The 22,259-nt window shown below is 71.0% G+C and carries 13 protein-coding genes; 7 read left to right on the top strand and 6 right to left on the bottom strand.

All coding sequences use genetic code 11. The features are described from left to right. Positions 1 to 139: 139 nt before the first annotated feature. Positions 140 to 2,158, top strand: a complete 2,019-nt coding sequence (locus AB0M52_RS05500; RefSeq protein WP_363949248.1) for a S8 family peptidase — start codon at positions 140 to 142, stop codon at positions 2,156 to 2,158. Here the strand turns inward: AB0M52_RS05500 and AB0M52_RS05495 are convergent, their stop codons facing one another. Then, a complete protein-coding gene (locus tag AB0M52_RS05495; RefSeq protein WP_363949246.1) occupies positions 2,159 to 4,249 on the bottom strand; it encodes a bacterial transcriptional activator domain-containing protein in 2,091 nt (696 codons plus the stop codon). It lies immediately after the preceding gene. A gap of 478 nt (positions 4,250 to 4,727) precedes the next feature. Between AB0M52_RS05495 and AB0M52_RS05490 the strand changes: the two genes are divergently transcribed. Next, a complete protein-coding gene (locus AB0M52_RS05490; protein ID WP_363949244.1) occupies positions 4,728 to 4,997 on the top strand; it encodes a hypothetical protein in 270 nt (89 codons plus the stop codon). A 131-nt stretch (positions 4,998 to 5,128) separates the two neighbouring features. Here AB0M52_RS05490 and AB0M52_RS05485 read toward each other — a convergent pair whose 3' ends face one another. Both AB0M52_RS05485 and AB0M52_RS05480 read right to left on the bottom strand, forming a co-directional pair. Continuing rightward, positions 5,129 to 6,739, bottom strand: coding sequence for an SdrD B-like domain-containing protein (locus AB0M52_RS05485; protein WP_363949242.1), 1,611 nt, complete (start codon positions 6,737 to 6,739; stop codon positions 5,129 to 5,131). Between the two features lie 333 nt (positions 6,740 to 7,072). Continuing rightward, positions 7,073 to 12,538 carry a carboxyl transferase domain-containing protein gene (locus tag AB0M52_RS05480; protein WP_363949240.1) on the bottom strand — a complete coding sequence of 1,822 codons (5,466 nt, stop codon included), beginning with the start codon at positions 12,536 to 12,538 and terminating at the stop codon, positions 7,073 to 7,075. A gap of 362 nt (positions 12,539 to 12,900) precedes the next feature. On the opposite strand from AB0M52_RS05480, the gene AB0M52_RS05475 reads away from it, so the two are divergent. After that, the gene (locus tag AB0M52_RS05475; protein ID WP_363949237.1) at positions 12,901 to 13,311 is read left to right on the top strand and encodes a DUF6223 family protein; all 411 of its coding nucleotides are present in this window, start codon (positions 12,901 to 12,903) and stop codon (positions 13,309 to 13,311) included. 33 nt (positions 13,312 to 13,344) lie between these two features. Here the strand turns inward: AB0M52_RS05475 and AB0M52_RS05470 are convergent, their stop codons facing one another. Both AB0M52_RS05470 and AB0M52_RS05465 read right to left on the bottom strand, forming a co-directional pair. Next, positions 13,345 to 14,007, bottom strand: coding sequence for a response regulator transcription factor (locus AB0M52_RS05470; RefSeq protein WP_363949234.1), 663 nt, complete (start codon positions 14,005 to 14,007; stop codon positions 13,345 to 13,347). Further along, positions 14,004 to 15,140 (bottom strand): sensor histidine kinase, encoded by a 1,137-nt coding sequence (locus tag AB0M52_RS05465; RefSeq protein ID WP_363949231.1) that lies wholly within the window; start codon positions 15,138 to 15,140, stop codon positions 14,004 to 14,006. The genes AB0M52_RS05470 and AB0M52_RS05465 overlap by 4 nt, the downstream gene beginning before the upstream one ends. Positions 15,141 to 15,252: 112 nt before the next feature. Between AB0M52_RS05465 and AB0M52_RS05460 the strand changes: the two genes are divergently transcribed. The 4 genes from AB0M52_RS05460 to AB0M52_RS05445 all read left to right on the top strand — a co-directional run bounded on the left by AB0M52_RS05460 (position 15,253) and on the right by AB0M52_RS05445 (position 21,513). After that, positions 15,253 to 15,429, top strand: coding sequence for a hypothetical protein (locus AB0M52_RS05460; protein ID WP_363949229.1), 177 nt, complete (start codon positions 15,253 to 15,255; stop codon positions 15,427 to 15,429). A gap of 140 nt (positions 15,430 to 15,569) precedes the next feature. Then, positions 15,570 to 17,339: a thiamine pyrophosphate-dependent enzyme gene (locus AB0M52_RS05455; protein WP_363949227.1), complete on the top strand. Its 1,770-nt coding sequence runs from the start codon at positions 15,570 to 15,572 to the stop codon at positions 17,337 to 17,339. Beyond that, positions 17,336 to 20,431: an FAD-binding and (Fe-S)-binding domain-containing protein gene (locus tag AB0M52_RS05450; RefSeq protein WP_363949225.1), complete on the top strand. Its 3,096-nt coding sequence runs from the start codon at positions 17,336 to 17,338 to the stop codon at positions 20,429 to 20,431. Before AB0M52_RS05455 ends, AB0M52_RS05450 begins: the two co-directional genes overlap by 4 nt. Next, a complete protein-coding gene (locus tag AB0M52_RS05445) occupies positions 20,428 to 21,513 on the top strand; it encodes an enolase C-terminal domain-like protein (protein ID WP_363949223.1) in 1,086 nt (361 codons plus the stop codon). Before AB0M52_RS05450 ends, AB0M52_RS05445 begins: the two co-directional genes overlap by 4 nt. A 36-nt stretch (positions 21,514 to 21,549) precedes the next feature. Here AB0M52_RS05445 and AB0M52_RS05440 read toward each other — a convergent pair whose 3' ends face one another. Then, positions 21,550 to 22,110 carry a dihydrofolate reductase family protein gene (locus tag AB0M52_RS05440; protein WP_363949222.1) on the bottom strand — a complete coding sequence of 187 codons (561 nt, stop codon included), beginning with the start codon at positions 22,108 to 22,110 and terminating at the stop codon, positions 21,550 to 21,552. Positions 22,111 to 22,259: the final 149 nt, after the last annotated feature.

Below are 22,259 nucleotides of genomic sequence, written 5' to 3'. Positions count from 1 at the left end.
CAGCCTCGATCCACGGCTTCGGCACCTGCTCGGATCGCTCGATGGCCAGCCGGAAACGGCGGACGGTGTCGCGGACGCCGCGCCGGCTCTGGCCAGCCGCGTGGCATGGCGACCTGGCAGGGACGGGGGAGTCGTCGACGTGCTGATCCGCAGTACCGACCTGAGTTGGACGAGGGAACTCGGCCCCGCCGACATGATCACATTCGACCCCGAGACCAGTGTCGGGGTGCACACCGGTCGGGTGGCGGTGAACCGGCTGGAGACCCTGGCCGGGCACGATTCCGTCGATCGGGTGGAGGCTTCCCGCCCGCTGTTCCGCGAACTCAACATCTCGCGCGATGACGTACGTGCCGGCGCTCTGCACGACACCCCAACCCCGGTCCGTGGCAGCGGCGTCGTCGTCGCGGTCGTCGACTCCGGCATCGACTACACGCACCCGAACTTCCGCCACGACGACGGCTCGTCGCGTCTCCTCTTCCTCTGGGATCAGGGCGCCCGGGTCTGGGGCGACGCGTGGGTTCCGTACGGCATCGACTACACCAAGGCGGATCTCGATCGTGCGTTGCGCACAGCCGACCCCTTCACCGTGGTGCCGCACCGGGACGACGAGGTGGGACACGGCACCCATGTGGCCGGGATCGCCGCCGGTAACGAGCGCGCCGGGGGGCTGTACTCGGGCATCGCGCCGGATGCGGATCTGATCGTGGTCGCGCTCGACGGCACAGCGGGCGTGACGCTCGGCAGTTCGGCTCGGCTGGCCGACGCGGTCGAGTACGCCGTCAACCAGGCAGCGCCGCGACCGGTGGTCGTCAACATCAGCCAGGGCATGAACGGTGGTGGGCACGCGGGCGACACCCTCCTGGAGCAGAAGCTCGACGAACTGGCCGACCGGCCTGGAGTGGTGATTGTGAATTCCGCGGGAAACGAGCGGGACTGGCCGACCCACGCCGGCGGGCGCATCGGTGCCGGGGAGAGCGTGACCCTTGAACTGCTGGTGCCGGCCGGCAACCGCCAGGACGACATCGTGGAGATCTGGTTCGACGGGGACGATGGCATCACCGTCGCGGTCCAGCCGCCGGGCAACGCGGTCTCGCGGGCTGCGGCCCCGGGGCAGCGGCTCGCGTTCCACACCAACGCCGGCAACGACGTGACGATCGACAGCGAGCAGGACTCCGCAGGCACCGGGGACACCTCGGTCACCGTGATCATCACCGCCGGAGCGGCGGACGAGATCGAGACCGGTACGTGGCGGATTCAGCTCAGCGCCGACCAGGTCGGCGATGGCCGCTACGACGCCTGGATCGAGCGTGCACCGACGGGTGACGGCCGGCGGGAGCACAGTCGCTTCGCGCACGGCTCCGGCGACCCCTCCCGTACGATCACCATCCCTGGCACGGCACGGCGGATCATCACCGTGGGGTCGTACGTGACCCGGCCACGGATCCTGACCGACGCGTCCGGCCTAGGCCGGCTGTCCTCGTTCAGCAGCAGCGGCCCCACCCGGCTGGGCGCCCGCAAACCCGACCTGTCGGCACCCGGAGAGGTGATCGTCTCCGCCCGCTGCGGCAACAGCACCATGCCCTTCGGCCCTGACCCAGGGCATACGGCGCTGTCGGGCACCAGCATGGCCGCTCCCCATGTGGCCGGTGCGGCCGCGCTGGTGCTGTCCGTGCGGCCCGACCTCACCAGTGAGCAGGTCAAGCAACTGCTCCAGGTGACGGCCCGCCGAGATGGCGCAAGCGCCGGCGCGCCCGACGACAACTGGGGTGCCGGCCGGCTCGATCTCGCAGCCGCGGTGGCGGCCGCGCGAACGGCCCGCTTCCCTGCGGTGCGCGACGTCGAGGTCGATGGTGCTGCCCTCGTCTTCGGCACCGACATCCCCGCCGACTCGACCGTTCGCTGTCATACGGTGCGCACCCGTCTGGCCATCGGCAAGACCTTGGCCACGCTGGCCGGTGCCGCTGCGGCGACGAGACATCGCGCCGACCTCGCCGGGCTTGGCCCGGGTGACTACCTGTGCGAGATCGCGGTCCGCGGCCCCGACGGGCTCGTCACGGCCGACGACAACGGCGGCCGATACTACTCGATCACGGTACCGTCGGGACCCGTCGAGACGTGGCCGCCCGTTCCGGCCGCGGCGGTCTCCCGCTGCGGCTGATCACAAGTCCCGGTGGGCGCGTATCGACTCGTACAGCGCGACCGTCTTCGGATCGGGTGTCATGCCGAGTCTGGCCTGCAACAGTCGTTTGCAGAGCTCGAACTGCGCCACCGCCCGGTGCGGCTCGTCGAGCCGACGATAAGACCGCATGACCAGCCGGTGGGCCTGTTCCCGGCACGGGTCCCGGACAAGGAGACGGCGACAGGTATCCACACAGGCCGGGTACCTGCCATCGTCGAAGTACAGGCGGGCCAGCTTCGCCAACAGGTCGACGTAGGTGGTGGCGAGCCGCTCCCGTTCCGGTGCGGCCCACTCCGCGTACGGGATGTCCTCGATCAGGTCGCCCCGGTAGAGCGCACAGGCTGCTTGCAGGGCACGGATCGCCTCGTCCCGACTCCCGGCGCGGGCCATGGTGTTCGCCGCCGCCAGTGCGCTGAACTCCTCCACATCGAGCCACACGGTCAGTTCCGGGTTGATGGTGTAGGTGTCGCGGCGGTGGACGACAACGGGCTTCGAACAGACCCGACGGAGGTCGGTGCGCAGCCCGTACAAGGCGACGTGCAGCCGGTTCTTGGCCGAAGCCAGTTGAACACCCGGCCAGAATGCCTCGATGAGCATGCCGCGGGTCACCGGCCTCGGCCGCTGAACCATCAGGAACTTGAGCACGGAACTCCCGCGTACGCCAGACCAGCTGGTGACCTCCTGGCCATCGAGGATGAGGCGGAACTCGCCAAGCAGGTAGGCGACCAGATCACTTGCGCCACTGGGCCTGACGGCACGAACGGCGGGACGTCTCGGTGGTCCGTCCCGTTCAGCGCGGCGAGGCACGGGTGGACCTTCCATGCTGTGGTGGCGGGTCAGCCGGACGATCTGCTTGGCGTATCCGCGGACCGTTGCCTCGCCGGTCTGCCGGCTGAGTTGGCCGGCGCGGTGCGCGTAGGTCCGCGCCGTGTCGACGCGCATCTCGGTGAGCGCGGCGCTTGATTCGCGCAACGCGACCCACGGGTCCCGGGGCAGCGCGGAGTCGGGCGGCGGTTCAGGCGCCAAGGCGGTACGCAGCCGCGAGAGTGCCGAATGGCGGGCGAGGGTCGTCGGTGGAAACTCAGTGAGCCAGTGCCGCACGGCATCGGTGCGCTCGGCCAGCATGATGTCGAGACAGTCACTCAGCACCGCCGCCGCCGTGTCCCAGGCGCTCGTCCGCAAGCACAACTCAATGGCTTCCGCGTGTGCGCTCTCCGCCTCGAGTTCGCCGGCCAGGCGAATCAGCCGGTCCCGACAGGGCGCCGTCATCGCCGCCGGTAGGAGAAGGAGCGGGTTGCCCCACAGGTGATCAAGCCGCTGCCAGCCACCCATCAGTGGCTGCCACCATGGCTCTCGCTCTGGTGTGTCCAGGGCCGGTCGAAGAGCGCTGAGCCGGTCATGCGCGTAACCCAGCCGCGCGGCGAGGACCAGCGCGTCCAGTCGGGCGGGGCCCGCGTTCTCCAGCAGACCGGCCGTGGTCGCAGCGATCAGACTGTGAACGTCGTGGGCTTGCTCAATGGCCAGCATCGCAGTGCGCGCCGATGGACCACGCGAAACTCGCAACACAGAGTCGATCAGAGCCGCCCGCCCACCGGTCACGTCGACGAGCCGATCCAACACCTGGGGCGGAAGAGACGAACCGAGTTGTTCGGCCGCTGCGCCCACAGCCCGGCGGTCAGTCGGTAGCCGGAGAAGCCCCTTGTCGGGTCCGGTGCCGTCGAGGATCGATGCCAGCACGATCTCGCGGCCGGCAGGCAGTCCGCTGACGAGTTCGGGCATTGTGCCGACGGCCAGCTGAATGACCACGATGCTCTTGTCCAACGGTGCGGAAGAGGCCGGGTGGTCGATGGAAGCCAACATTCTCGCCAGGGAAGCTGGTCTCAGGTCATGCTCCCCCGGCCGGAGCCAGATGACACGCTGCCCCCGGCTTTCGAGATCAGCAGCCAGCCGGGACTCGATGAGGTATCCCTCGCTAGTCCGGATTGTGTGGCTCGAACTCATGCCTGCGACATCGATCTGGCGAGGCCATCGTCGTTCGGGTAGGGGAGCGGCGGCCTTGGCGGCGAGCACGCCGTCACCTTCCGGTGTCGCGATGGCGAGTGGTGCGGCGATCGCCGGGCCGGCGGGCGTGGAGAAGGCCGAGGGGAAGCGCGGAGTCGACCGTGATCGAGGTGCCCGTGTCCCGGTAGTGGAGCATCGCAGTCATGCCGAATCCGAGTCCTAACTGAGAGGGTCGTGTCCGTAGCTGGGCGCAATAGTGTTATTCGTCTTTTTTAAGCTAGATGTGGAATTTACCCTGCTTGGATTGTTTCCTCGTGCAGGCAGCAATACCCGCAGGTCAGCTAGGCGGTTCATCGGTTGGCCGAGCGATACGAAGCCCTGAGCTGTCGCCGGTAGGCGTCATCTCCCTGGCCCCATGTACGCCGAGAAGCGGCGTCGGCCCGAGCCCGCGCGCAGCAGACAGGCGATGCCACGAACCCGAGCATGGGTGACGACCAGATGGTCCGCGTCCCCAGGCGGGCGCGACCGGCGCCAGGAGGCTCTCGACGTGTCCCGTACCAAACTGACCTGGATCGTGCTCGTGCGCCATGGCATCACGGAGGCGGCCGGCGCGGCCAGCGGGTTGCCCGGGCCGCTCGGCGCCGAGGTCCTCGATGCCGCCCGGGCCGCCTTCACCGCCGGGCTGACGACCGTCGCCGCCGTCGGCGCAGCCGCTTTTGTCGGCATCGCCGTCGTGGTGGCGATCGCCTTCCGTCACATCTCTCCCATTGATGAGACTGCGGAGACGGCGGACGACGCGGCACCGGCAAGGATCTGACGCGCGAACCCGATCGTCGGACCGTCCGCACCGGGTGTGCCGGGGCGGACGGTCCGACGACCTCAGGTGAGGTCAGCGGCGGTTGCCGCTGCGGCCCAGGCGGCGTGGGCCGGCTGAGGGCGGGGGAGCCGTCAGGACACCGGCAGGATGCCGACGTCGACGAAGGTCTCCGCGCCGTCGTGGATCTCGATCAGTGCGCTGAGCCCGTAGGGGTAGTAGCCGTCGACCCTCGTGATGATGTCCGAGTCGGTGGCGTCGTCGCCCTGGTCGGGAGTGGTGAACTGGGTGGTGCTGCCCGGCGGGAGGTTGACCTTTACGGTGTACCGGCCCGGCTTCAGCCGTCCCCAGTAGGTCCCCGTCACCGTGTTGGTGTTGATACCTCCCCAGCCGGGAGGCAGTTGACCGGTTTCCGGCACGACCGTGTAGGAGGCGACTTTGTCCAGGGCCATCGGCTCGTCGGCGTCGCGCTGGCCGTCCCGGTCGAGGTCGAGCCAGACGTGACCGGTGATGGCGCCCTCGGCGACGTAGGTGACGCTGCCGGTGGCGGTGTTGTTCTCCAGCGACGACTCTGGCGAGGACGCGGACGCGGTCGCGGTGAAGGTCAGCGGACCGTCGGGGGTGCCCGGGTTCACCTTGAGCTTCAGTCTCAGGACGGCGTTTTCCGTGCCGATGTCCCAGAAGGCGCGGGTGCACTCGACGACGCGGTCGTCCGCCGCGTCGTCGAGTCGGCAGGTCCAGTTGGCGTCACCGGGGTCGAGGGAGGTCGGCTCGACCGTGGGCGGCAGCGGTACCCGAACGGCCACGTTCTCTGCGGGGCTGCCGCCCTGGACGCCGAGGTGGACAGCCAGGTCGAACTCGTCGCCGGCGCGCACGTCGACGCGTCCCACCACGTCGGCCCCGAAAAGCTCCACGTCGCCGAGGGGCGGCACGACGTAGGTGAAGGTGGTGCTGCCGCTGTTGTTGGTCAGCGACCGCTCGGTGGCCGAGGTCGACACCGAGCCGGTCACGGTCCTGGTGTCGCCCACAGTTCCGGCCGGGAAGTAGGGGTAGAGGTTCAGGTAGGCAGCCCCGCCCGGTGGGATCTCCCGATTGTTGTCGCAGACCCAGGTGGAGGTGGAGAAGTCGCAGTTCCAATCCGGGTCCGTCGTCCAGGCGCCGGCGAAGGCATCCGGCGGCATCTGGAAGGTGAACCGGGCGTCGGGGGCCGGGGTGGTGCCAATGTTGGTCGCCCGGGCCTGGACAAAGCCGCGCGCGCCGTTGCCGCCCAGGTAGGAGATCTCGCCGCTGCTGTACTCGAACGAGAAGGCGAGGTCTGGCTTGGCGACGTACTCGATGTTCGCCGAGGCCGTGTTGTTCGTGGTCGATGATTCGCGGCTCTGCGTGGTGGCCGTCGCCGTCACCGTCCCCTGCTGACCGTCCGTCCCTGGCGGCAGCCTGAGGCTCAGCACGAAGCTGGCGTCGGTGCCCGCAGGGAGGGTGCCGTACGTGCACTTCAGCTTGGCGGCGTCACAGGTCCAGCGGCCGAGGGAGTCGCCGAAGTCGAGGGTGGACCCGGGCGGCAGCGTGAACTTGATGGTGCTGTCGGTGGCCTCGGCGCCCCCGGCGTTGCGTACCGAAACGGCGAGGCCGACCCGGCCACCATCCGGGCCCACATCGCCCGGCTCGGCGGTGAGGCCCAGGACGACGTCGGCGCGATCCGGCGCAGCGGTGGCAGCGCCAGGGGAAGCGGTGAGCAGTGACACGACTACCGCGGTCGCGAGTGTCCCCGCAAGCGTGCGCAGGGTCGCGGTTCGCAGGTTGTGGTTGACCATAAATCCCCCGTCTGGTTGCCATGGAACGACGGCCTCAGACGCACCAGAAACGTCCACAGGACCGGTCGGGATCTTGTCCCGATCGATCAGTTAGGCGTTCCGACATCGAGAAGCGTTACAGTCCACCGGTCCGACAGCCTGGGCGAGGGCGCAAGTTCCCGCTCCCGGCAGTTGTGCGAACGAGGGGCGTCGACGGGCTGTCACCCGGCGACACGGCCGCTCTCGCGGCGATGTCGCCGGGTGATGATCGCGCCCCGGCACCGGTCAACGCAGTCGTGACTCGATGGCCTCGATGACGCGCGGACGGAGTTCGGCTGCGCGGACGACAGCGTCGACGGAGCCGACCTCGACCGCGCGCTGGATGTTGTGCACCCGGTCGAACTCGGTGGCCACCTCGCCGAGCTTCTCGGCGCGGACCGACGAGCGGAGCTCGTCGAGTTCCGCTGCCAGCGCGGCGCGGTCGGCGCCGGAGGCGGACGCCACGCGGGCCTCCAGGTCCCGTACGCGGGGATCGGCCGCGGTGCGGGCGGCGACGTCGCCGGAGAACACCACGGCAGCGGCCGGAGCGCCGCCGAGCACCGAAGCGAACGAGCCTTCCAGCGCCAGCACGGTCATGTTCGGGTTCAGTGCCTTGGAGAACACCACGAACGCGCCACCGTGGTATCGCGAGATCACGCAGAACACGATGGGTCCGCGGAAATTCACGATCGCCCGGCCGATCTCGGCGCCGTACTCCAGTTGCAGCTTTCGCATCGACTCGGGCGAGCCGTCGAAGCCCGACAGGTTCGCCAACACCACCAGCGGACGGTTGCCGCTGGCCGCGTTGATCGCCCGCGCGGCCTTCTTCGAGGACCGCGGGAACAGCGTGCCCGCGGTGTAGGTGTCCGGGCCGTCGGTGGGCGGGAAACCGCGCCGCGGCACCGTCCGTGACTCGATGCCGAGCAGGCACACCGGCATGCCGCCGAGGTGCGCGTCCTGCACCACCGCGGTCTCCGCGTCGGCCATGCCCGCCCAGCGTTCCAGCACCGGGTGGTCCTGGTCGGAGAGCGCCCGCATCACCGTACGGATGTCGAACGGCTTCTTGCGGTCCGGGTTGGCCGCGATGGAGAAGATCTCGCCGACGGTGGTGAAGTCGCTGCCGGCCACGGCATGCGGGAAGTCGGAGATGTCGCGATCGGTGGGGTCGGTGCTGGTCGCCCGCCGCGGCGTCTCCTCGCCCGGCGCGACGTACGTGTGGTCGTAGTGCGACATCAGCACATCCCGCGCGGCGGCCAGGTTCGGCGCCCAGTACTGCGCCTGTCCGTTCGGGCCCATCACCCGGTCGTAGCCGCCGATGCCGAAGTTGTCCTCGGCGGAGACACCACCGGAGAAGTCGAGCGACTGCTTGCCGGTGAGCACCATCGCCGAGTCCGGCGTCATCACCAGAACGCCCTTGGTGTGCATGAGCATCGTCGCCTCGGCGTTCCAGTACGGCTGCGCACCGACGTTGATGCCCGCGACCACGATGTTGATCTCACCGCCGTCCTGGGTGAACTCGACGATCCGCTTGAGCGCCGCCGCCACCCAGTCCATGTTCTCCGTGCCCGACTTCATGGAGATCCGGGCGCCGGCGGACAGCGCGTACCACTCCAGCGGCACCCGCATCCGCTCGGCCAGGTCGAGCGCGGCGATCACCCGGCGGCACTCCGGCTCCGACAGCGCACCCAGCGACTTCGTGGGGTCGCCGAGCAGCACCACCCGGGTGACGCCCTGCGGGTGCCGCGAGGTCGGTGTGGTGACCACGCCGGCGACGATCGCCGCGCTGTTGCGCCCCTTCGGCCGGTCGACCGGCACCAGCGCGTGGTCCTCGTCGAGGTCGTGCTCGACGAAGTCGCCGAGCAGGCCGGTCAGCTCGTACGGGTACACCGTGTTGCGGCTGCTGGCGCGCAGCACCTTCAGCCGGTAGTCGTCGAGCGGCTCGACCGGCTCGACCGGCGGCTCGCCGACGGTCAGCTCGGCGCCGCCGGTGGCGTTGAAGGAGATCCGTACGGCGATCTTGGTCAGCTCGCCGGTCTTACGGTCGCGCTGCCGCGCGATGAACAGGATCTCCTCCAGCCCGGCACCGGCGGTCGTCGGGCGCACCCGCCCGGCGATCATCGCCATCTCCTCACGGGTGAGGTCGCTCGGCGGCCAGACGTAGATCACGATCCGGTTGGTGTTGAAGCGCGTCTTCGACGGTCGCCGCGACTGCGCGCGGCGGATCGAGTCGAGGCAGGCGGCGACGGTGTCCTCGGTCGTCGGCAGCGCGACCAGCCGGCCGTCGTGCTCGCGCAGCTCGGTCAGGTCGCGCACCTGCGCGAACGCGACGAGGCGCCCGTCGGACGGGTTCTCCCGCGCCACGCACTGGAACAGGTAGACCTCCTCGTCCGACGACGGCAGCCGGGTCAGGTCGAACTTGTGCAGCCGCTCCAGCTGCATCCGCTGGGCGATGTACGGGTGCAGGCCGCGGATCAGCCGCTCCTCGGTCATCCCCGCGCCGGACGGGCGGAACGTGAAGTGGTGGTGCATCACCGCGCCGCCGCGACCGGCGACGGTGGTGGTGAGCCGGCGGACCTGCGGGGGCAGCGGGTGCGCGTTGATCACGTCGAGCAGCGCCGTCGCGGTGGCGTCGAAGTCCTCCGGCTGGTTCTCCCAGACGAGGTAGATGTCGGCGTCGACGGCCTCCTCGCCGCCGACCAGATCGGCGAGCCCGCGCAGCGCGCCACCCAGCGCGTCGAACCGCACCGCGGCGGAGACCACGCTCGAGTCCGCCCGCTCGGCGACCACGAACGTGCAGCCCGCGACCTCGCGGGTACGGACGCCGGTGAGCGCCTTGTTGCCGTAGTACCGCCGGGTCAGCACCTCCAGCATGATCGCGTTGTCGAGGTGGTCGCGGACGAGGCGCTGGCCGAGCAGCCGGACCAGCGGTTCGGTGCTGCGTACCATCTCGGCGACGCGCTCGGCGCGGTCCGGCGAGTCCGGCTGCGCGTCCAGGTGACGCAGGTGCTTGCGGACCTCGGCGTAGACGCGGGCGCGGTTACGGCGCAGCAGCGGCTGGGCGAACCAGGCGAACACCACGCCGCGGGCGAGGTCGGCGACCACCGGGAAGCGGACCTGGGTGGCGGCCACCAGCCGCTCCAGGGCGAGACCGGCCGGCTCGCGCAGGGTCTCGTCCGGCGGGGGCTCTCGCAGCCACCCGCGCAGCAGCGTCGCGACCACGCTGGCGTCGGCGGACGCGCGTTGCTGGGCGAGGAAGATCCGGAACACGGCGGCTTCGAGCTCGGGGGAGCGTTCCAGTTCGGTGACCCCGTAGTGCCCGAGCGCCCGGGCGAGCCTGGCCTGGAACGCGTCCGGCAGCCCGGCCCGCTCGACGTCGAGGCTCTGCAGGTAGGTGTGGAAGTACTCGCGGGCGCTGTGCACGTGGGCGTCGCCGCCGCCGTCCTCCCCGGTGGGCCGGTTGCGGCTCAGCTCGGCGAGGTTGGCGAACACGTTGACGAGGTCGAGCTCCTCGGCCAGCGGCCGGTGGCCCTCCTCGGTGACCGCCCGCCGCGCGGCGAGGTAGTCGTCGAGGACCCGGCGGTCGTCGTGCGGGTCGACGTCGAAGCCGAGCAGAAGGCCGCGCAGGTCCTCCTGGCCGCGGCGGGCGCGCTGGCGCGCCGGGATCTGCTCGGGTGCGGCGGGCAGGTCCAGCTCGACGGAGGCGACTGCCGGTCCGTCGGCGGTCTCGTCGGCGTCGTCGGACAGCGGCTCCAGCCGCAGCAGCGGTGCGCCGGCTTCCACCTGGCTGCCCACGGACACGGCGCATTCCTTCAGCCGCGCCTTGAACGGTGCCCGTAGCACCGTCTCCATCTTCATGGCTTCCAGCACCAGCACCGGCGCGCCCGCCTCGACCTCGGCACCGACCTCCAGTGGCGTGGCGACGACCAGCGCGGGCATCGGTGAGCGGAGGACGCCGCCCTCGTCCCGGCTGACCCGGTGCGTCACGCCGTCCACCTCGACCAGGTGGATCGGCCCGTGCGTCCCGGTGAGCAGGTGGTACCGGACGCCGTTGACGACGATCTGCCCGGTGTGCCGGTCGAAGCGGTCGAGCTCGACGTCGGCGGTGCGCACGGCGTCGCCGGCCTCGATGCCGACGCGGAACCGGTGCGCGCCGATCCGTGCCACGCGCAGGCGGTAGCCGACCCCACGCAGCTTGAGGTCCAACGGTCGGCCGCTGGCGTGCTGCACCTGGGGGCGCCCGCCGGACGCCGTCGCCAGCAGCCGCTGCCGCTCGACGCGTTCCTCCTCCTCGTACGACTCGATGGCGGCGGCGGCCAGCGCGACGGCGGAGTGCCGGTGCGCGACGAGCCGGCCCGCGCCGCGGACCCGGTCGATCCAGCCGGTGTCCGCGCTGGCGTCGATCACCTCGGGCTGGTCGAGCAGGTCGAGCACGAAGCTCTTGTTCGTCGCGCCGCCCTCGATGATCACAGTGGTGTCGGCCATCGCCCGGCGCAGCCGGCCGAGTGCCTCGTCGCGGTCGCGGCCGTACGCGATGATCTTCGCGATCATCGAGTCGAAGTCGGCGGGGATGGTGTCACCCTCGCTGACGCCAGTGTCCACCCGGATGCCGGGACCGGCGGGCAGGTCCAGCCGGGCGATCCGGCCCGGGGAGGGTGCGAAGTCACGGTCGGGGTCCTCGGCGTTCAGCCGGGCCTCGATGGCGTGTCCGCGCTCCACCGGCGGCTCACCCTCGAGCCGCCCACCCGCGGCCACGTGCAGCTGCGCCTTGACCAGGTCGAACCCCGTGGTGGACTCGGTGATCGGATGCTCGACCTGCAGCCGGGTGTTGACCTCGAGGAACGCGAACAGCTGGTCGCCCGGGTGATAGAGGAACTCGACGGTTGCCGCACCCCGGTAACCGACCGCGACGGCCAACCGCTCGGCCGACGCCTTGAGCTCGGCGGCCTGCGCCGGGCTGAGCACCGGCGACGCCGACTCCTCGATGACCTTCTGGTTGCGCCGCTGCACCGAACAGTCGCGGACACCCAGCGCCCACGCGGTGCCCTGACCGTCGGCGATCACCTGGACCTCGACGTGCCGGGCACCGGTGACCAGGCGCTCCAGGAACACCACACCGCTGCCGAACGCCCGCGCCGCCTCCTGGCTGGTGCGCTCGTACGCGTCGGCCAACTCGGCCTCGCTGGTGATCACGCGGATGCCGCGCCCACCGCCGCCCGCGGTCGCCTTCAACATCAGCGGGTAGCCGATCTCGGTCGCCGCCACCATTGCGGCGTCCAGGGTCTCGACCGCGCCCCGGCTCCACGGCGCGACCGGTACGCCGACCTCCTCGGCGATCAGCTTCGCGCCGATCTTGTCGCCGAGCTGCCGCATCGCCTCCGCGTTCGGCCCGACGAAGGTGACGCCGACCTTCTCGCACAGCTCCGCGAACGCCGGGTCCTCGGCGACGAAGCCCCAACCGACCCACGCCGCGTCGGCCCCGGTCTCCACCAGCGCGCGCTCCAGCACCGCCAGGTTGAGGTACGGACGCGTGGACGCGGGACCGAGGTCGTAGGCGATGTCCGCCTCGCGCACGAATGTTGCGGTGCGGTCGACGTCGGTGTACAGCGCGACGGTTTCGATCCTCGTGCCGGTCTCCGCAGCCAGCTCTCGGACCGCGTGGATGAGCCGCATCGCGGCCTCTCCACGGTTGACGATGGCGATACGGCTGAACACCCGACCGACCCCTCCGGTAGACCTACGACGAACGCGCCGCGGGACGACAGCCCTCGGCAGTGATCACCCTTCTGCCTGCGGGCGGGCAGCGCCATGCCGTAACCACCGAACCCTGCGCTACCTCGCTTGTAGGAACCCTACAAAACCTTTTGGCTGTCACCGCCTCGGCCGAGGTCGTCACCGACGTCGCCACCAATGCTCCTGAAATACGGCCGAGGTGCAAGAGACAACCACGGTGGTACGACGCCCCGAGCGCGCGCAACCCGGGTGGTAGGCCCATCGGCAACTCCGGCATGACGACCGGTGACCACGCCGCTACATACGCTGCCGCAGGTACACGTCATGCGAGCGAAGGGATCCTCATGTACGTCCGTCATCTGCTTGCCCCCGCCGCGGGCACCCTGCTCGGGGGAGCACCGGCAGCCGCGTACGTCTCGGCCGAGCCGGTCGCCGCCAGTGTCTACACCATGAGCGCCGGGCGCCTCGGGGCCAGCGTCGCCGCCGTCCTGGCGCTGGCCGGCGTGGTCATCGGCGGGCTGGCGCTGGCCCGCCCCGCCAGTCGTATCGGCACCGGCTCCGGGCGGCGCGGAGCCACCATGGCCCTGGTGGCGGGCCTGATCGGCATCGCCCTCGGCGGGCTGGTCGTGGCCACCTCCGACAGTGGTATCGGCACCGGCAACGGGCGAGGCGGGGCCTACGTGGCCCTGGCGGTGGGGCTGATCGCCGTCGTCCTCGGTGGGCTGGCTCTGGTCCGCTCCCGCCGCACCGTCTGACCGGCGACCCGGCGGCCACGCTGCAAATGCTTGTCAGGAGCGGGCGAGCCAGCCGGGAACGGTCAGGCCGGACTCGTACGCGAGGATCACCAACTGGGCCCGGTCTCGGACCTGGGTCTTGGTCATGATCCGGCTGACGTGCGTCTTCGCGGTGGCTGGGCTCAGCACCAGCCGCGCGGCGATCTCGTCGTTGGACAGGCCGGCGGCGACCAGCGCCATCACCTCACGCTCCCGCTCGGTGAGCGCGTTGAGCCGCGGCCCTGGATCGGGATGCGTGACCCGGGCGGTGAACTCGGAGATCAGCCGGCGGGTGATCGACGGCGCGATCAGTGCGTCGCCGCGCGCCACCACCCGCACCCCGTGGATCAGCTCCGCCGGCTCGGTGTCCTTGACCAGGAAGCCGCTCGCGCCGGCCCGCAGCGCGCCGTAGACGTAGTCGTCCAGGTCGAACGTGGTCAGGATGATCACGCGGACAGCGGAGCTCGTGGCGATCTCCCGAGTGGCGGCCAGGCCGTCCAGTCCGGGCATCCGGATGTCCATGAGGACGACGTCCGGCCGCAGCTGCCGGGCGAGCCGCACCGCCTCGGCACCGTCGGCGGCCTCGCCGACCACCTCGATGCCGTCCTCACCATCCAGGATGGACCGGAATCCGGCGCGTACCAGGGTCTGGTCGTCGGCGAGCAGTACCCGGATCACGCGGACGCTCCCGCCGGCACCGGACCCGGCCGCAGCGGGAGTCGGGCACATACCCGGAAGCCGCCGTCCGGGCCGGGACCCGTGGTCAGCGAGCCGCCAAGCGCCCGGGCCCGCTCGCCCATGCCGCGGATCCCGGTGCCGGGCGGGCCCGGCGCGCCGGTGCCGTCGTCTTCGACCTCCACCAGCAGGTCGTCGTGGTCGGGCCGGACCCGGATCACCGCGCTGGTCGCGCCGGCGTGCCGAGTCACGTTGGTCAGCGCCTCCTGCAGGATCCGGTACGCCGCCAGGTCGACTTCCGGCGGCAGTGGCCGGGTTTCGGTCAGCTCGGTGGTGATCTCCAAACCGGACCGCCCGGCCATCGTGACCAGCTCGCCGAGACGGTTCAGGCCGGGCGGAGGAGTAGTCGGCGCCTCGCCCTCCTGGCGCAGGATGCCCAGTGTCGTGCGCAACTCACGCAACGTCTCCTTGCTCGTCTGCTTGATCGCGACCAGCGCCTGCTCGGAGCGGCTGGGGTCCGGGCGGTGCAGCGCGGCACTGGCCTGCACGTTGATCAGCGAGAGGTGGTGGCCGAGCACGTCGTGCAGCTCGCGGGCGATGCGCAGCCGCTCGTCGGTGGCCCGATGCCGGGCCTCCTCCTCCGCGCGTTGCTCCGCGGCCAGCACCCGGGCCTGCGCCTCGGCGAGGTAGGCCCGGCGGTTGCGGGTCACGCCGACGATGACCGCGATGAGCCAACCGGCGTGCAACAGCGTCGCCCCGTTCGCGGTGTTTCTGTCGTAGCTGTCCGCGAGGGCGAAGGCGACCACCGAGGCGAGACCGAGCCCGACGGCGACGGCGAGGTGCCCCTCGTCGACGACGGTGTAGAGCGCCACGACGAACACCAGCATGATCGGCCCTGGCCGGTGCAGCAACGCTCCGTAGGTGCCGACGGCGGCCAGCGCCACCGCGCCCACCGGCACCGGATGGCGGCGGCGGAGGAACAGCGCACCGGAGGAGGCGAGCACGGCCAGCAGCGCTGCCCAGTCAGCGGCGGTGTCGATGCCACCCGACTGCACCACGAGACCGACGAGGGCGACCAGGCCGACCACGAGCACCAGGGCCGTGTTCGCGGCCCGGCCGTGCCATCGCCACGTCATGCGCCGAAGCCTAGCCTCCGACAACCAGCGGGCAAGGGCTCGGCCGCCCGCCGTTTCGATATCCGGCGGGCGGGTACCGGCGTGGCGGCATCCGGACGAGGGCGGTGGCATCGTGAAGCTGGACAGATTCGGTGACGTGGTGGTGGGCGCGGTGGGCAATGCCGCCGGCACGGTCGTCGACCCCGGTACGGGGATCGGGAGGCTCCGCTCCGCGTTGTCCGCCCGGGCGATGGTCAGCCTGGCCGCGGGCGTACTCCTCGGCTACCTGGTGGCCCGCTACTGGCGTTGACCAGGTTTGCCGCCCGCGTTGCCGGGTAGCCCGCGCACCCGTCCGTCCTCGCCTGCGGTGTCCGGTCCGGCGCCGCTGACCTGGGAGCAGCGCGACACGGACGACGACGGACGCAGCTCCGGGTACGCGAGGAGGACGACGTGCAGGAGATCGTGGGCGAGAGCCTGGCCCGGAGACTGGTGGAGTGGGGCGTCGACACCGTGTTCGGCCTGCCCGGCGACGGCATCAACGGCTTGATGGAGGGCTTCCGCCGGCAGCGGGAGAAGCTCCGCTTCGTGCTGGTGCACCACGAGGAGGCGGCAGCCTTCATGGCCACCGGGTACGCCAAGGCGACCGGGCGGCTGGGGGTCTGCGCCGCCACCTCCGGCCCCGGCGCCATTCACCTGCTCAACGGGCTGTACGACGCCAAGCTCGACCACGTGCCCGTGCTGGCCATCACCGGCATGCAGGAGACGTCGGTGCTCGGCGCGCACTACCAGCAGGAGGTGCACACCCCGCTGCTCTACCAGGACGTCGCGGAGGCGTACAACCTGATGGTGACCAACCCGCGGCAGTTGCCCGGGGTGGTCGACATTGCCATTCGTCACGCCCTGGCGAAGCGGACGGTGGCCCACCTGTCCTTTCCCAACGACGTGCAGGTCGCCGCCGCCGGCGAGGACCCGTACCGGAGCGTCAGCCCGGGAAAGCCGCCGACCAGCAGTGCGGTGCTGTCGCAGCCGCCGGTGCCGGCGGCGCAGGCCGACCTGGCCCGCGCCGCCGAGGTGCTCAACGCCGGCCGGAAGGTCGCCATGCTGGTCGGGATCGGCGCGCGCCGGGCCCGGGACGAGGTGATCGCGGTGGCCGACGCCCTGGCCAGCCCGATCGTCAAGACCCTCTCCGGCAAGCTGGTGGTGCCGGACGACCACCCGCTCACCACCGGCGGCCTCGGCCTGCTCGGCACCAAGCCGAGCGAAGAGCTGATGGAGGAATGCGACACCCTGCTGATGGTCGGCACCTCCTTCCCGTACGGGAAGTACCTGCCCGCGCCGGGGCAGGCGCGGGTGGTCCAGATCGACATCGACGCCAGCCTGATCGGGATGCGGCTGCCGGTGGACGCGGCGGTCACCGCCGACGCCCGGCTCGCATTGCAGCAACTGCTGCCGATGCTGCAGGCCCGCACCGACCGGTCCTTCCTGACCAGGTACCAGCGCGAGCGGGACGCCTGGCGGGCGGACATGATCGCTCTCCAGGACCCGAGCCGCGACCCGATCGCCCCGCAGTACCTGATGAGCTGCGTCGACGAGGCGGCCACCTCGGACGCCATCCTGACCTGCGACTCGGGCACCATCGCCACCTGGGCGGCCCGGCACTGGACCATCCGCGACAACCGGGAGTTCTACCTCTCCGGCAACCTGGCCACCATGGCACCCGGACTGCCGTACGCGGTCGCCATGCAGCACGCGTACCCGGGCCGGCAGGTCATCGCCTTCGTCGGCGACGGCGGGTTCGCCATGCTGATGGCGGAGTTCCTCACCGCCGTACGGCACGAACTTCCGGTCAAGGTGATCGTCAACAACAACAACTCGTACGGGCAGATCCTCTGGGAGCAGATCGTCCTCGGCTATCCGGAGTACGCGGTGCGGCACCGACAGCCGGAGGCCGACTTCGCCGCCTGGGCGCGGGCCTGTGGCGGGTACGGCGCCAAGGTCAGCGACCCGAAATCACTGCCCGGGGCGATTCGCGAGGCCCTCGCCCACCCGGGCCCGGCACTGGTGGACTGCGACGTCAACCCGAACGAGCCGCCGATGCCCGGCAAGGTCGGGTACGACCAGGCCAAACACTTCACCGAGGCATTTCTGCGTGGCCAGCCGCACAAGGTCGCCACGCTCGCCACCGTGGCCCGCGACAAGATCAACGAGTTGCGGTCGTGACCCGGGCCCCCGCTCGTCCCGTCGCGTTGCCCGACCCGGTGACCCGGGCGCCCGCGCCCGCCACCGACGTGGACCTGACCGCCCTGGCCGCCCGGCTGCGACCGGTGGTCGACGGGGAGGTCCGGTTCGACGCCGGTTCGCGCGCCGCGTACTCGACGGACGGCTCCAACTACCGGCAGGTCCCGCTCGGCGTGGTGGTGCCGCGTACCGTCGACGCCGCCGTCGCCACCATCGAGGTGTGTCGCGAACTGGGCGTGCCGGTGCTGTCCCGGGGTGGCGGCACCAGCCTGGCCGGCGAGTGCACGAACACCGCTGTCGTGATCGACTGGTCGAAGTACTGCAACCGGCTGCTCGAGGTGGACGCCGAGGCGAAGACCTGCCTGGTGGAGCCGGGCATCGTGCTGGACACGCTCAACGAGTTGCTGGCCCCGTACCGGCTGGAGTTCGGTCCGCTGCCGTCCACCCATGACCACTGCACCATCGGTGGGATGATCGGCAACAACTCCTGCGGGTCGACCGCGCAGAGCACCGGCAAGACGGTCGACAACCTCGCCGAGATGGAGGTGCTGCTCTACGACGGCACCCGGATGTGGGTCGGCGAGACCAGCGACGAGGAGTACGCCGAGATCCAGCGCCGGGGCGGCCGACCGGCCGAGATCTACCGCCAGCTGCGGGCCCTGCGTGACGAGTACCTGAGCGACATCCGCACCCGCTACCCGGACATCCCTCGGCGGGTGTCCGGCTACAACCTGGACAGCCTGCTGCCGGAGCGGAACTTCCACCTGGCGCAGGCGCTGGTCGGCTCGGAGAGCACGCTGGTCACCGTGCTGCGGGCCCGGCTGAAGCTGGTCCCGGTGGTGCCGGCCAAGGCGATGGTGTTCCTCGGCTACCCGGACATCGCCGCCGCGGCCGACGATGTGCCGCGCATCCTGCCGCACCATCCGATCGCGCTGGAGGGTCTCGACGACAAACTGATCAACTTCGAGAAGCGCAAGCATCTGCACCCCGCCGCCCTGCACCTGCTGCCGCCGGGCGGCGGCTGGCTGATGGTCCAGCTGGGCGGCGACACGCTGGAGGAGGCGGAGGCCGCTGTCGCGCGGATGCTGGACGCGGTGCGGCGCGACGGCGGGCCGACCGTGCACCGCTACGACGACGAGGCCCACGAGAAGCAGATGTGGGGGGTCCGTGAGTCCGGCCTCGGTGCCACGGCCCGGGTGCCCGGCGAGGCCGACACCTGGGAGGGCTGGGAGGATTCGGCGGTCGCGCCGGAGCGGCTCGGCGATTACCTGCGGGATCTCGACGCACTGTTCCGGGAGTACGGCTTCGAACAGGCGTCGCTGTACGGGCACTTCGGGCAGGGGTGCGTACACACCCGGATCCCGTTCCGGCTGACCAGCGCCGACGGGGTGCAGCAGTACCGCTCGTTCGTCGAGCGCGCCGCCGACCTGGTCGTCTCCTACGGCGGCTCCTTCTCCGGTGAGCACGGCGACGGGCAGTCCCGGGGCGAACTGCTGCCGAAGATGTTCGGCGACCGGCTGATCCGCGCATTCGGGCAGCTCAAGGCCATCTTCGACCCGGACAACCGGATGAATCCCGGCAAGGTGGTCGCTCCCTACCCGCTGGACAGTCACCTTCGACTGGGCGTCGACTACAACCACGGCGGTTGGCAGACGACCTTCCACTACCCCGAGGACTCCGGCAGCTTCGGTCGGGCGGTGCGGCGCTGCGTCGGCGTCGGCAACTGCCGGCGACAGCACGGCGGGGTGATGTGCCCGTCGTACATGGTCACCCGGGAGGAGGAGCACTCCACCCGGGGCCGGGCCCGGCTGCTGTTCGAGATGCTCGACGGCACCGCCCGGGGCGGCACCATCGGCGACGGCTGGCGCTCCGAGGCGGTGCGCGACGCGCTGGACCTCTGCCTGGCCTGCAAGGGCTGCAAGGCGGACTGCCCGGTCAACGTGGACATGGCCACCTACAAGGCGGAGTTCCTGTCCCACCACTACGCCGGCCGGCTCCGCCCCCGGTCGCACTACTCGATGGGCTGGCTGCCGGCGGCGGCCGCCGCGGCCGCGATCGCGCCTCGCGCAGTGAACGCGCTGGCTCAGGCACCCGGGCTCGGTCGGATCGCGAAGGCGATCGGCGGCATCGACCAACACCGCGACATTCCGCTCTTCGCCCCGGAATCGTTCCAACGCTGGTTCGCCCGCCGGAACCCCGGGGGCGACGGCTCCCGCGGCGAGGTGCTGCTCTGGCCGGACACCTTCACCAACCACCTCCACCCAGGGATCGGCCGGGCGGCCGTGGAGGTGCTGGAGGCCGCCGGATGGCGGGTACGGGTGCCCGACCAGCCCGTCTGCTGCGGCCTGACCTGGATCTCCACCGGACAGCTCGGCATCGCGAAACGGGTCCTGCAACGGACGGTGCAGGTGCTCCGTCCGCACCTACGGGCCGGCACCCGGGTGGTGGGGCTGGAACCGTCCTGCACCGCGGTCTTCCGCAGCGACGCCCACGACCTGTTCCCCGGCGACGACGACGTCACCCGGCTGCGCGAACAGACCGTCACCCTCGCGGAGCTGCTGCACGACCACAGCCCGGGCTGGCAGCCGCCGCGGATCCCGTCGCACGCACTGATCCAGACCCACTGCCATCACCACGCCATCCTCGGCACCGCCGCCGACCAGGCGGTGCTCACGGCGGCCGGCGTACGGGCCGACTTCCTCGACTCCGGATGCTGCGGCCTGGCCGGCAATTTCGGCTTCGAGCAGGGGCACTACGAGGTCTCCACGGCCTGTGCCGAACGGGTGCTGCTGCCCGCCGTCCGGGACGCCGCCGACACCGACGTCATCCTCGCCGACGGGTTCAGCTGCCGTACCCAGGTCGAGCAGAGCGCCTCCGGCGGCCGGTCGGCGATCCACCTCGCCGAACTCCTCCGGGCCGGGCTGAAGGGTGCCGCGGTGCCGCCGCGTCCCGAGGCGGTGTTCGCGGACCGCCCCGGACCGCCGTCACCCGCGGCCAGGTGGATCGCCGCCGCCCTGGTGGGACTCGCCGCCCTCGCCCCGATGGTGGCGCTCGTCCGCCGGATGACACGGTGACCGCCCTACGGCTGACCGCCGAGGCGTACCGGATACCGACCGACGGCCCCGAGGGGGACGGCACCCTGGCCTGGACGACCACGACCCTGGTGCTGGTCCGGGCCGAGGCGGACGACCACGTCGGGATCGGCTGGACCTACGGGCCGGCGGCGGCCGCGGCGGTGGTCCCCGACCTGCTCGCCCCGGTCGTCGGTGACCTGGACCCGGACGACGTGCCGGCCGTCTGGACGGCGATGCAACGACAGGTACGCAACGCCGGCCGCCCCGGCATCGCCGGGCTCGCCCTCTCCGCCGCCGACTGCGCGGTCTGGGACCTCAAGGCCCGCCGGCACGACCTGCCACTGGCCCGGCTGCTCGGCACCGCCCGCCGGCACGTGCCGGTCTACGGCAGCGGCGGATTCACCACCTACGACGACGAGCGCCAGCATCGGCAACTCGCCGGCTGGGTGCATGAGCAGGGCATCCCCCGGGTGAAGATCAAGATCGGGGAGTCCTGCGGCACCGAGGTGACGCGGGACGTGGCGCGGATGGCCGCCGCCCGGCGCACCATCGGCGACGCGGAGCTGTACGTCGACGCCAACGGCGCCTACCAGCGCAAGCAGGCGATCAGGGTCGCCCATGCCGCGGCCGAGCTGAATGTGCGCTGGTACGAGGAACCGGTCAGCTCCGACGATCTGGACGGGCTCGGCCTGGTCCGCGACCGGGTGCTGCCCGACGTGGCAGCGGGGGAGTACGGCTTCGACCTGGTCTACTTCCACCGCATGGCCCCGTACGTCGACTGCCTCCAGATCGACGTCACCCGCTGCGGCGGAGTCAGCGAGTTCCTCCGGATCGCAGCGGTGGCCGACGCCGCCGGGTTGCAGGTCTCCGGCCACTGCGCCCCGCACCAGCATCTGCCCGTCGCCGCCGCCACACCCAACCTGCGGCACCTGGAATGGTTCCACGACCACGTACGGATCGAGTCGATGCTCTTCGACGGTGTGCAGCCGGCCACGGGCGGCGCCGTTCGGGTGCCGCTGGACCGACCCGGCAACGGCGTGGAGTTCCGCGCGGACCGCGCCCAGCGGTACCGGGTGGCCTGACCGGGGCGACGAGCGACCGGTGCCGGTGGCAGATCCTCAGCGGACGACGTCGTACACCGCCAGCTGGACGCCGTTGGCGTACGTGGCGTGCTCGACCAGCGTCAGCTTCTGCTTGTCGGCGTCCTCCGTGGCAAAGAGCCGCTTCCCGTTGCCAAGGAGGAGAGGAAAGATCAACAGGTGGTACCGGTCGACCAGGCCGGCTGCGGCAAGACCCTGCGCGAGGGTGGCGCTGCCGTGCACCAGGATCGGGCCGCCCTCGCCCCGCTTGAGCTCGGCGACCTCGTCGAGCGAGCGCAGCACCGCGGTGTTGTGCCACTGCGGATCGGTGAGGGTGGAGGACACGACGTACTTCGGCATCGCGTTGTACTCCGCGAACTCCGCCATCGTCGGCCAGACCGGTGCGAACGCGTCGTAGCTCACCCGGCCGATCAGCAGCGCGCCGGCCTCCTTCTGCTCGCGGCCCTTGATGTCGTAAACGGCCTCGTCCATCTGGATGTCCTTGAAGGTCCAGCCGGCGTGCGGGTAGTCGTCCCCGCCGCCGGGGGAGTCGATGACGCCGTCGAGGGACATGAACTCGGTGACGATCAGCGGGCGCATGGTGGGTCTCCTCCGTAAGCCGTCGGTGGTGCTCTCGACAGAAACGTCGAACGGGGCCGGCCGGATTCGACAGCACCGGCTGGGTGACCGCAAGACCGGAGGCGAGCAGCGCCACCAGGCAGATGACCAGTAGCGGGTGGCCGGCGTAC

It is taken from the genome of Micromonospora sp. NPDC051296, from assembly GCF_040682255.1.
GTDB lineage: Bacteria > Actinomycetota > Actinomycetes > Mycobacteriales > Micromonosporaceae > Micromonospora > Micromonospora craterilacus.
This window is presented reverse-complemented; position numbering and strand designations above follow the sequence as displayed.